The following is an 11883-nucleotide window of genomic DNA, read 5'->3' on the forward strand; positions in this document are numbered from 1 at the left end:
GCCATCATCGGCTACAGCGAGATGATGGGTGAGGAGATCGCAGACGGCTGCGATGCGTCGGACCTTGTGGCCGACATTGGCAAGGTCGAGCGCAACGCCCGTCACCTGCTCGGGCTCATCAACGACGTGCTGGACCTCTCAAAGGTCGAGAGCGGCAAGATGGAAGTCTACGCCGAGGATTTCGCGGTGGATGACATGCTGCGCGACGTCGCGAGTTCGGTCGCTACGCTGATCGGTAAGAAGGGTAATAAGCTGGAATTGCAGCTGGCACCCGAGCTGGGCCGGATGCATTCCGATCTGACCAAGACGCGGCAGGTGCTCTTCAATTTCCTGAGCAATGCAGCCAAGTTTACGGAAAGCGGGATTATCACGCTTGCCGCCTCGCGCACGACGGACGCCTCAGGTGTCGACCGGCTTTCGTTCGCCGTCTCTGATGCCGGGATAGGCATGACAGCTGAGCAGATGTCACGTCTGTTCCTACGTTTCGAGCAGGCTGATGCTTCCACGACGCGCAACTTCGGCGGGACCGGGCTTGGACTTTCGCTCACGCGTTCCTTCGCCGACATGCTCGCGGGGGTAGTCACAGTGTCCAGCGTCCTGGGCCAGGGCAGCACCTTTACGTTCACTGTGCCAGCGACTTTCGTTCCCCTAACTGACGAGCAAGCATCGCCTGATCCAGACGTCATCGCAGACGACGAGGTGGGAGGCGATGTCATCTTGGTCATCGACGACGATACGGATCAACTTGCCCTCACCACGAGATTCCTTCATCGCGAGGGCTTCCAGGTACAGACAGCGGCGAACGGCAGGAGCGGGCTCGAACTCGCCCGGAGGCTGCGGCCGCGGGCCATCCTGCTGGACGTGATGATGCCGGGTGTGGACGGATGGTCCGTGCTAAGCCAGATCAAGGCGGACGAAAAGCTTGCGTCGATCCCGGTCGTGATGGTGACGTCCGTCGACCAGCGCAATCTTGCAGCGTCGCTTGGCGCCTCGGACTACATGCTAAAGCCGGTCGACTGGTCACGGTTCGGCAAGATCGTGAACCAGTTCAGGCTGGCGGAGACGGACCGGCGCGGCACCGTGCTGCTGGTCGAAGACGAGGCCGTGACCCGCATGGCGATGCGGTCCACCTTAGAGGAGGACGGCTGGTCGGTCGTGGAAGCCGCGAACGGTGAAGAAGGCCTGCAGCACGCGGCAGATACCAGGCCGGACGTCGTGATCGTCGACCTGAATATGCCTATCATGGATGGCTTCGGTTTCCTGGAGGGCGTTCGAGCCGTACCCGGCTGTTCGGACATCCCAGTGATTGTACTTACGGGTCGCGAATTTTCGGCGGACGACCGGAGGAAGCTTCGCGGCGCCAGCCAGATCCTCAATCGCGGCGACTTCGCATCGGCGACTTTGGCAGAAAGGCTGAAGGTACTTTCAGCTTGAGAAAGGCGAGGTCGGCGTAGCAGCTTTAGCGTTGTGCCAACTTCGATGTCCGCTATGGCGGCAGTTCTTGTTCGAAGCCGACGAGCGGCTTTCGGCCAGTCCCAGTCGTTGCAGATAGCGCGCATGAACGTTTGTGATGGGTGGTTTCCTGCCCGTCCGCTTTTGGGTGAAAGTTGGCAGAAGCAGACAAAGCCATCGCGCCCGCTCGCGACCCTTCGCTGACCCTGGGAATGTCCGCTCACGAGCAACTCGGCTGGCTGTCGCCTGCGACCGGGTTGGGTGGTTTCCTGCCCGTCCGCTTCCGCTCGAACATGAGGCATAAGCGGACGTTTCATAACGGCCGGTGCAGCAGAGTGGACGTCGCCAGAAGACCGCGCAATCGAGCCGATTTCCGCGAGTGCAGTCCGAACATAATTATTAGCATCGCCCGCGACCCCATTCGCGCTTGCGTCGCGCGCGTTACTATCGTCGAGCCTGGTTGGCTGTAATGTAGGCGCGAGCGTCCGGTGGCGACAGCGGGCGGCTGAACAGGAAGCCCTGCACCTGTGCGCAGCCCTCGCGACGGACGAGCTCGAGCTGCTCCGCGGTCTCGACGCCCTCGGCGACGATGCCCATGCTCAGGCGCTCGCCGATACTGACCACCGCCCTCACGATGGCGGCCGCGTCCGGATCGGCGATGTCACGGATAAAAGATCTATCGATCTTGATCTTGTCGAACGGGAAGCGGCGTAGATAGCCTAACGACGAATACCCCGTGCCGAAATCGTCCAAAGCAACGACAACGCCGAGGGATCGCAGCCGGTGCAGGCAGGCGATCACCGCGTCCCCATCCTGCATTAACACGCTTTCAGTCACCTCCAGCTTGAGGCGATTGGCCGGTAGGCCCGTTTCCGCGAGTGCGGTAAGGACCGCCTCCTCCAGACCGCCCCGGAACTGCACGGCGGACACGTTGACGCCGACGCGCAACGTCTCCGGCCAAGTCAGCGCTTCACGACAGGCCTGTCTCAACGCCCAAGCCCCGAGCGGCACGATCAGGCCGTTCTCCTCCGCCAACGGGATGAACTCACCAGGCGAGACCTCGCCACGAACGGGGTGGCGCCATCGCATCAGCGCCTCTAGGCTGACGACTGCTCCGGTCCTGGCATCCACAACCGGTTGATAGACCAGATGGAACTCGCCGCGCCGGACCCCCTCCTTCATGTCCAGCCCAAGCTGCCCGCGTGTGGCGATACGTGCTCCCACGTCGGGGCAGAAGACGCGGTACGTGTTGCGGCCACCGGCCTTGGCTTCGTAGAGCGCCATGTCGGCGCGCTTGAACAACTCGTCCGCATCGCTGTCACGCTCTGTGGCGACGGTGAAGCCGACGCTGACGCCGACCTCGACGATTTGCCCGTCGAGGTGGACGGGCGCCCCTATGGCGGCGATCAGCCGCTCGGCGAGGCAAGCCGCGGCGCAAGCGTCATCGAGATAGGCCAGCACAACCGCGAACTCGTCTCCACCGAGGCGGGCGATGGTATCGTAGGGCCGCAATACAGACCGCATCCGCTCGGCTACGTGACGCAGAAGAGCATCGCCCGCCGGATGCCCGAGGCTGTCGTTGATCGCCTTGAACCGATCGAGGTCACAGGCGAGCACAGCAAACGGGCTGTGAGTTCGCGCGGTATGGGCGATGGCTTGGTCCAGGCGGTCGCGGAACAGCGCGCGGTTAGGCAAGCCGGTCAGCGAGTCGTGCAGGGCCATGTGCCGAACCCGGTCCTCCGCCTCACGACGCGCCGAGACATCGCGCAGAATGGCCACGTAGCCGGAGGGGCCGCCCCCGTCTTCGTCGGGCAGCAGGCTTACGGAGGCTTCGATCCAAACGTGGTGGCCGTCTTTGTGCCGATACCGGACGCAGCAGGTCGGTCGCTCATCGACGCCGGCCAGCACCTGCGTCCAGTAATCGGCGAAGATATGGGCGTCATCGGGGTGGAACATATCGAATGCCCGTACGCCGATCAGTTCCGCCGGCGCGTAGCCGAGAACGCGTCGTACCGCGGCGGACACGTAGGTGCGCCGCATGTCGAGGTCGCCGAGGACGAAGACGTCATTGGCGCTGTCCGCGAGAAGGCGAAAGCGACGCTCGCTGTCCAGCGCCTGCCGTTGCGCGCGATGCGTCCTGTGTTGTGAGATACGCCCTCGCAGGGCGGCTTCGATTAAGACGGCGAGATCGGCAAGGCGCTTCCGGTCCTTCTCATCGAATGCGGCCCGTGGGATCGTATCGGCCACGCATACGATCGCCTTACCGGCCGCGCTATTGTCCAGCGAGATCGGCACACCGGCATAGAAGCGCAAGTGCGGATCACCCGTCACGTATGGGTTATCGGCGACGCGGCGATCTGCCAGCGTGTCGAGAATGACGAGGGGTGCGTGTCGTCGACCGAGAAGCGTGAGCGCACAGAATGCCTCGGAACGCGATGTCGAGCTGAGTGACAGCCCTTCGCTGCCGAGGAGGGACTGGCACTTCGCGTCGAGCCGCGACACATATGCATAGCGCACGCCGAAGAGCGTTGCTGCAACGCGGCAGATCGCGTCGAGCTGCGGGTCGCGAGGCCGATCAGCAGAATGTGCGGTGGTGACCGTTTCTACGGATGCACGGGCACGCGGGGTCATCGAAACCTCAACACGATTTAATCGCGCGCAGATTATGCAATCATGCGTTAATAATTTCCTGTTGTAACATCGTCCAATACTCTATGCAGCTTTGAAGCTGGCCGTAAGACAAGTTGCCAGGCCATCGACTGGCGCACCGCCGGAACATCCAGTGTGGCCGATCGGATCCCAATCGCAGGACCGACACACGCCTTCTAAATGGAGCGTCCGCTCATGAGCGACGTATACCGTTGCCTGTATGCCTGGGTCGGGTCGGTAGGCGAAGGGCGGCTTGGGGTGGATTGCAGTAGTTCCGCTCTTGATACCGAAACCAGAATAAGCGGACGCTCGGCAATTAGATAAACTTGGAAAGGCCTCGGCAACTGCGTCGAGGAAGCTACTACGTAGCGTTGTCGAAGCCGAGGTATGGATCCTCGAACGACCGCCGGCCGCTCCTGCGTGAGGGGCGAGGTGCAGTCCGACCGGCAGACTGTGCGGCCATTGGGAGGGCAGTACGATGCCTGGTGCACCCACACGGGCGCGAAAGCTATCTTGCGTGCGTGGCCGCGCCTTCCGGCGACGGCTTCTTGGCCGAGGTGGAGCCCGTCCGTGTTCCCTTCGATGCCCACTCCGGGTCGGAAACCGGGCCGCCCAGGCCATCGGTCGGTCCCTGAAGTTGGCCGGGAACGAGGTCTGCCACACGCTTCCACGATTGCGAGGCGCAGAACACCAGCATGCAGCCCTTAACCGTTAGGGCCGACGGCTGGTCGCTCCATACCGATACGTCATAGAACTTGCCGTTTTCGGCGTTGTAGATCTTGCCCTCGAAGTGCCCCTCGGCGTCCGGCTTCAGGCCGATCAGCATCTGGTGGCCCATCTGGGGGCGGCCCTGCCAAGCCGTGTTCGGGCTGTAGTGGTCGACCTTCGGGCTGCCGTCCTTGCCGGACGGCTCCTTCATCCAGACGATGAAGCCGCACAGGCGGGACGCGTCGGACCCGCACTGCTCGGTCCGGACGCGGGCGCGCCCGTCCTCTGTGAGCCAGGTGCCGTACGGCTCGGCGGCACGGGCAGCCTCGGGCCGGCCACAGGTGGCACCCGCGACGACGGCCACCAAGGCGAGCGTGCCCAGGCGGTAGATGGGAGCAGTCATTGGATTTCTCCGGAATAGGAATGGGAAACCGGGTTCACGAGGCGGTCGCCGCGCGTCCCGTCGCCTCGTCCCGCGAACCGACGAAGCGACCGAGGAGACGGCCGAGGATGCTGCCCAGGCTGTCCATCAGCAGGAATACGGCCGGGACGAAGACCAGGGAGAGCAAGGTGGAGACGATCAGCCCGGCGATGACCGCCACCGCCATCGGCGCGCGGAACTCGCCGCCAACCCCGAACGCCATCGCGGACGGGACCATGCCGGCGGCCATCGCGAGAGTCGTCATCACGATGGGCCGCGCCCGCTTGCGGCCGGCATCGACGATGGCCGTGACTCGGTCGACGCCGCGCCCCATCTCCTCGACCGCGAAGTCGACCAGCATGATCGCGTTCTTCGTCACCAGCCCCATCAGCATCAGGATGCCGATGACGACCGGCATCGAGATCGGCATCTGGCAAACCAGCAGGCCGAGGATGGCGCCGCCAATCGAGAGCGGCAGCGAGAACAGGATCGTCAGCGGCTGCAGGAACGAGCCGAACAGCAGGACGAGCACGGCGTAGACCATCATGATCCCGGCGCCCATCGCCATCAGGAAGCCCGAGAACACCTCGCCCATGATCTCGGCGTCGCCGGTCTGCTTTATGGTCACCCCCGGCGGCAGGTTCCTGGCCGTCGGCGTCTGAAGGGCCTCGGCGATGAGCGACCCGAGGGCTTCCGAGCCCTGCATGTTGGCCTCGACGGCGACGCGCACGGCCCGGTCGTAGCGGTCGATGGCGCCCGGGCCTTGATCGAGCTCGATGTCGGCCACGACCGCCAGCGGCACGGCGGCTCCGTTCTTGGCCGGCACCTTGAGGTTTTCCAGACGCGAGACCGCGCCGCGGGCGCTCTCGGGCAGTTGCACCCGGATCGGCACTTGGCGGTCGGCGGCGTTGAACTTGGCGAGGTTCAGGCCGATGTCGCCGATGGTCCCGACCCGCACGGTCTCGGCGATGGCGTCGGTCGAGACACCGAGGTCGGCCGCCGCGCCGGGCTTCGGCCGGATGCGGACCTCCGTCCGGTTCAGCGGCGCCGTCGACATCACCGCCACCAGGTGCGGGATAGCAGCCATGTCGCGCTGCAGGAGGGCGGCGACCTCGGTCACGACGTCGGCGTCGGGACCACTCACCACCAGGGCGAGGTCACGCTGGCCGCTGTCGCGCAGGGTCCAGGACCGGATGTCGGGTTCCTCGGCCAGCAGCGCCGCGATCTCGGCCTCCACCGTCCACTGCCGCTTGGCGCGCGCGTTCTTGGGCGTGAGGTTGACGGTCAGGGTCGCGAGCCGGGTCTCCTTCTTGCCGCCGACCTGCCGGCCGCCGTCGACGAAGACCGAGGTCACCTCGGGCAGCGCCCGGATGCGCGAGACCACGCGGTCGGACACCGCCACCGTGTCGCCGAGCTTCGCGCCCGGTGCGAGTTCGACCATGAACAGGGTGCGGGCGTTATCCTGCTTCGGGATGAAGCCCGAGGGCAGCAGGCCGGTCGACACGATGGAAGCGGCGAACAGCGCGAGGCCGACGAACAGCGTGATGACCCGGTGGCGCACCGACCAGCTGACGAGGCGGGTGTAGGCGCGCATCACCGGTCCCTCGCGCTCGTCGGGGTGGCCATGGTCGCGCAGGAAGTACGCGGCCAGCATCGGGGTGATCAGGCGCGCCACAAGCAGCGACATGAACACAGAGACCGCGATGGTCAGGCCGAACTGGATGAAGTAGCGGCCGGCGATGCCCGGCATGAACGAGACCGGTGCGAACACCGCAATCAGGGTCGCGGTGATGGCGATGACCGCAAGCCCGATCTCGTCGGCGCCCTCGATGGCCGCCTGGTAGGGCGACTTGCCCAGCCGCATGTGCCGGACGACGTTCTCGATCTCGACGATGGCGTCGTCGACGAGGATGCCGGTCACCAGGGTAATCGCGAGCAGGCTGATGCCGTTGAGCGTGAAGCCCAGCGCGTCCATCGCCCAGAAGGTCGGGAAGACCGAGAGCGGCAGCGCCATCGCCGAGATGAGCGTGGCGCGCCAATCGCGCAGGAATAGGAACACCACGATGACCGCGAGGAGCGCCCCCTCGATCAGGGTGTGCATGGCGGAATCGTACGAGCCGATGGTCGAGGAGACCGAGGAGTCGATCAGCTCGAACTGCAGGTCGGGGTAGCTCGCCTCGAACTCGGCGATCTTCCTCTTCACCCCGGCCGCGACCTCGGCGTCGCTGGCGCCCGCCCCGCGCGAGACTGCGAAGGCGACCACCGGCTCACCGTTGAAGCGCGCGAAGGTGCGCGGCTCCTCGATGCCGTCCTCCACCCTGGCGAGGTCGTCGAGGCGGACCTTGCGGCCGCCGGGCAGGACGATGGAGGTGGCCTTGAGGTCGCGCAGGGTGCGGGAGGCGGCGAGGGTTCGGATCGACTGCTCGCGCCCGCCGACCTCGCCGCGCCCGCCCGCCATGTCGGCGGAGGTGAGCCGCAACTGCCGGTTCACGTCCGCGGCGGTGATGCCGAGGGACAGCAGCCGGTCGGGCTGAAGCACGACCCGGACCTCGCGCGCGACGCCGCCGACCCGCTCGACGCCACCCACGCCCTTCACGCCCTGGAGCGTGCGGGCGATCTTGTCCTCGACCAACCAGGAGAGGTCGGCGGGCGTCATCGCGGGTGCCTTCACGCCGTAGACGAGGATCGGCAGGCCGGCGACCTCGACGCGGCTAATCACCGGCTCGTCGATGGTCCGGGGCAGGTTGATGCGGATCTTCGAGATTGCGTCCTTCACGTCGTTGACGGCGCGGTCGGTGTTCACCTCCAGCCGGAACTCGACCGTGGTCACCGAGGAGCCCTCGGTGATGGCCGAGGTGATGTGCTTGACGCCCCGGACCCCGGCAATTGAGTCCTCGACCCACTTGGTGACCTGGGTCTGCAACTCGGATGGCGCCGCGCCGGACTGGGTGATGGCCACCGAGACGATGGGAACGTCGACGTTGGGCATCTTCGTCACCGCGAGCCCGCGGAAGCTGACGAGGCCGAGCACGACCAGCACCAGGAACAGGACGAGGGGGGCGATGGGGTTGCGGATCGCCCAAGCGGAGACGTTCAGGCGCATCGGGCGGCCCTGGCTCTCATGATTTTGGAAGGGGTGTCGGTGTGACGACTTACGGCACGCCGGCCTCGGCGGTGTCCCGGGGTGCCGGCACCGCGGCGACCGCGGGCGTCGGAGCCGGGGCTTCGAGCACCGGCCGGACGCGGTCGCCGTCGCGTAAGAACGAGCCGGCGCGGGCCACGACACGCTCGCCCTCGCTCAGGCCGGCGCGGACCTCGATGGTGTCCTCGTCGGCGATGCCGGTGCGCACGGTGCGATCCTCGACACGGTCACTGGCCACGACCAGCACGCTGCGGCGGCCGCCGCTATAGAGCACCGAGGCCTGGGGGACGCTGACGCCGCGGCTCCGGGCGAGCTCGACCTCGCCGCGGGCGAAGGTCCCGATGCGCAGGCGCGGGTCGGGGTCGAGGCGCACGCGTACCTTGCCCAGGCGGGTGGCCTTGTCGACCTCCGGGTAGACGGCGCGCACGCGGCCCGCGACGCGGCAGCTCTCGCCGAGGTCGATCCAGGCCGGGGCGCCCTCGCGCAGCAGCGGCAGCTTGGCCTCGACGACCTCGCCCTCCAATTCGATCTCGCCGCGGGCGATCAGGCGAAACAGCGGCTCGGACGCGGCCGAGGCGGCGAGGCCGACCCGGGCGGTTCGGCGGCTTACGATGCCATCCTCCGGGGCACGGATCTCGGTGCGGGCGAGCCTCAGAGCCAATTCGTCGCGCACGGCCTTGGCCTGGGCGAGGTCGGCTTTAGCCATGGCCAGCCCGTTGCGGGCGAAGGCCAGCCGGCCCTCGGCCTGGCGCAGGGAGGAGGTCCGGGTCTCCATCACCACCGCCGTGGTGTTGCCCGTGGCGATGAGGGTCTTGGCCCGCTCCAGGCTAAGCCGGGCCTCGGTCTCGGCGGCCTCGGCCTGCTCGATGTTGCTTTGGGACTGGGGCACGGCGGCCTCGGCCTTGGCCACCACCGCGTCCTGCTGCGCGATCTGGCGGTCGATCAGGTCGCGGGCGAGGCGCGCCAGCACTTGGCCTTTTGCGACCCGCGCGCCCTCCTCGACCAGCACCTCGGTGACCCGGTAGCCGTCGATCTCGGGCGTCACCAGGATCTCGTCGCGGGGCACCAGGGTGCCGGTCACCGTCACGGTCTCCACGGTCTCGCGCCGCGTCGCCTCAACCACGCTCACGGCGGGCGCGAGCAGCGGCTTGGCCGCGATAGAGGGCTCGTCGCGGGCGGATGCGGCAGACAGGCCAAGCGCTAGCAGCGTGGGAGCGGCGAGGAAGGCGGCGCGGGTCATCGGCTGGTCTCCGGGGCGGAGGCGGCCGCTCGCGGGAGCGAACCGTGCAGGCCGGCTTCTATGAGGGCTTGGAGGTGGGCGACGGCGGGGGCCGGGTCATAGCCCGGCAGGATGGCGCGGCCGACGACGATGCCCTTCATCAGCGGGTTGACCGCTTCGAACATGGATGCGGGTTCGCAAGCGGGCGAAGCGGCGAGCGCCGCGAACATCCTGCACAGCCACTCCCGGGCCTCTGCCTCGCTGCGGTCGACCAGGGTGGCAATGGCGGGGTTGCGCGTGGTCTCCGCCCATAGGTCGAGGCGCAGCACCGCGGCCTCGCGGGTGATGTCGGTGAAGAACCGTTCGAGGATGCTATTCAGGGAAGCGCGCCGGTCGCCCTCCCGCTCCATCTCGGCCACGAGGGCGGCCCCGCGGGCGCGGTCGCGCTCGGCCATCGCTAGGACGATGTCCTCTTTCGAGGCGAAATAGCGGTAGAAATTGCCCTGGCTCATAGAGGCCTCGCGGGCAAGGTCCGACATCGTGGTGCGATGGAAGCCGTTACGGACGAAGCATGCCTCGGCCGCGTCGAGGATGCGCTCGCGCCGCCCGGCCTGGGCGTCGTTGACCTGGACGATGGTTGCGGTCCCGGCCCTCACGACGCGAATCCCGATCCGCGCGGGACGACCCTGGACTGGTCCTTGACCGGGACGAGGTCGGCGCAGGCGCGGGGCGCGTGGTCGAGACCGGCGCAGGCCCGAGCCTGCCAGCCGCCCTGACCGGTTCCGGTCCAAGACAACAGGCATGCCCACCCCAACAGCACCGCGGCGCCGAGTATCAGGTTCGCTGGACGCACCAGAGCGCTCAACGTCGCCGTGACGGCGGGGGCTTCGACGTGGGCAACGGATGTGTAGGCCATTCTCGACACCATCATTCCTGCACGCCCTGATAATGAACACTCATTCTCATGTCAATGAACGTTCATTCTCAGCTGCGAAAAGCTGTCATTGGCGAGCATTGGAGGACCTGAGGATGTTTCTCGCAGGGGTTGCAAATATCATCTTTTGAGAACCCTCCGGTGGCAGCTGAATGCCCGGCATGGGTCGCAATCAGAAGTTCGGCTTGAGCGACCCGCTACTGCCCCTTGCCGCCCTCCGCGAACTCCCAGGCCGGCACGACCCACACCTGCCCGATCATGTTTCGGTAACCTGAGGTCCGTCAAACAGAATGCGGTTGAACGACATCCCGGTACCTCGGTTGTGCGAGTCGAGAAGACACATCGGGACCCACCCATGCCGCGCGACTTCATTGACACCTCGGACGGCGACACCTTCGTGCACGACGACGAAGGCTAAGACCTCCCCAATGCGGAAGCCGCCCGAGATGCCGTGCAAGCAGCGTTGCCCGACATCGCTCGCGACAAGTTGCCGGACGGCGACAAACGGACCATCTGTGCCTTCGTCCGCGATGGGACCGGTGCGGTAATCTACCGGGTGGCGCTATCGCTCGTCGGCGAGTGGAGCGCGGATCAGATGCCCCGCTGAGACGGGCGAGCCTCGATGTTGAGGCCGCCCGGCGGTGCGCTTACTCCGCAACCTGATCCGCTGACGAACTTTGTGCCATGATCTGTCTCCTACTCGATAACTCACTTCGCTGAGCTGAGTAGTTCGAGGCAACCATGGGATAGTCCAGTGGCAGGCCGTAGCGCTCGCGGTACGCGGCTGGATCAAGACCGTGCGACCTCAAATGCCGCTTCAGCGTCTTGTACGGCTTACCGTCGAGGAAGCTGGTCAGCGCGTCCGGTGTGATGCTTTTGCGGATTTGCGCTGGCGCAGGCTTGTCCGGAGAAGCTGATGCGGCTTCCTGGGTCGTCCGCGGTGTGGTCAGACCAGCGAGCGAGGCATGCACGCTTGCGATCAGAGCCGGCAGGTCCGAGGCTGAGACACGGTTATGAGACGAGTAGGCGGCAACGATTTCACTAGCCGCCTCCACCAGATCACGCGTTTGCCCGCTATCTACCCCAGACATTGCCTCTCCCCGTTCTATGAACAGGGCCTTTTAGAGCGCTATCCACTTCCTGGGCAACGATCGATCTCTCTCCGCCCGCGCTGCGCTACCGCCCCTTGCCGCTCTTGGCGTACTCCCAGACCGGCACCCCCACATCTGGCCCGGCTTGTTCCGGTAGGCGGACTCGCTCTCGAACACGATCCGACTGGCCTCGACCGCCATCGGCCTTTTCCCGCTGAAAAGCAGCGCGCCGCAGTGATCCACGCGCAGCGTCCCATGCTCAGGGTG

At 66.2% G+C, this 11883-nt stretch carries 8 protein-coding genes and 1 pseudogene; 2 read left to right on the top strand and 7 right to left on the bottom strand.

Features of this window, described 5'->3' with window-relative positions:
- Positions 1-1434, top strand: a 1434-nt coding sequence (locus MKK53_RS09675; RefSeq protein WP_243928488.1) for a hybrid sensor histidine kinase/response regulator, incomplete at its 5' end; no start/stop codon positions are given.
- Between the two features lie 462 nt (positions 1435-1896).
- On the opposite strand, the gene MKK53_RS09680 is transcribed toward MKK53_RS09675, so the two are convergent.
- From MKK53_RS09680 to MKK53_RS09705, 6 genes are all read right to left on the bottom strand, one after another.
- On the bottom strand, positions 1897-4083 hold the full coding sequence (locus tag MKK53_RS09680; RefSeq protein WP_243928489.1) for a putative bifunctional diguanylate cyclase/phosphodiesterase: 2187 nt from the start codon (positions 4081-4083) through the stop codon (positions 1897-1899).
- Positions 4084-4609: 526 nt separating this feature from the next.
- Positions 4610-5212, bottom strand: coding sequence for a DUF2147 domain-containing protein (locus MKK53_RS09685; protein ID WP_243928490.1), 603 nt, complete (start codon positions 5210-5212; stop codon positions 4610-4612).
- Between the two features lie 34 nt (positions 5213-5246).
- Complete coding sequence (locus MKK53_RS09690) at positions 5247-8333, bottom strand: efflux RND transporter permease subunit (protein ID WP_243928491.1); 3087 nt, start codon at positions 8331-8333, stop codon at positions 5247-5249.
- A 49-nt stretch (positions 8334-8382) separates the two neighbouring features.
- A complete protein-coding gene (locus MKK53_RS09695) occupies positions 8383-9612 on the bottom strand; it encodes an efflux RND transporter periplasmic adaptor subunit (RefSeq protein WP_243928492.1) in 1230 nt (409 codons plus the stop codon).
- Positions 9609-10247: a TetR/AcrR family transcriptional regulator gene (locus MKK53_RS09700; RefSeq protein WP_243928493.1), complete on the bottom strand. Its 639-nt coding sequence runs from the start codon at positions 10245-10247 to the stop codon at positions 9609-9611. The genes MKK53_RS09695 and MKK53_RS09700 overlap by 4 nt, the downstream gene beginning before the upstream one ends.
- Complete coding sequence (locus MKK53_RS09705; protein WP_243928494.1) at positions 10244-10507, bottom strand: hypothetical protein; 264 nt, start codon at positions 10505-10507, stop codon at positions 10244-10246. Before MKK53_RS09705 ends, MKK53_RS09700 begins: the two co-directional genes overlap by 4 nt.
- 448 nt (positions 10508-10955) lie before the next feature.
- On the opposite strand from MKK53_RS09705, the pseudogene MKK53_RS25720 reads away from it, so the two are divergent.
- Positions 10956-11132: pseudogene (locus MKK53_RS25720) on the top strand (DUF6894 family protein); the annotation flags it as partial.
- Positions 11133-11172: 40 nt separating this feature from the next.
- Here the strand turns inward: MKK53_RS25720 and MKK53_RS09710 are convergent.
- Complete coding sequence (locus MKK53_RS09710) at positions 11173-11616, bottom strand: MucR family transcriptional regulator (RefSeq protein ID WP_243928495.1); 444 nt, start codon at positions 11614-11616, stop codon at positions 11173-11175.
- Positions 11617-11883 lie beyond the last annotated feature (267 nt).

This window comes from Methylobacterium sp. J-076, assembly GCF_022829405.1.
Lineage (GTDB): Bacteria > Pseudomonadota > Alphaproteobacteria > Rhizobiales > Beijerinckiaceae > Methylobacterium.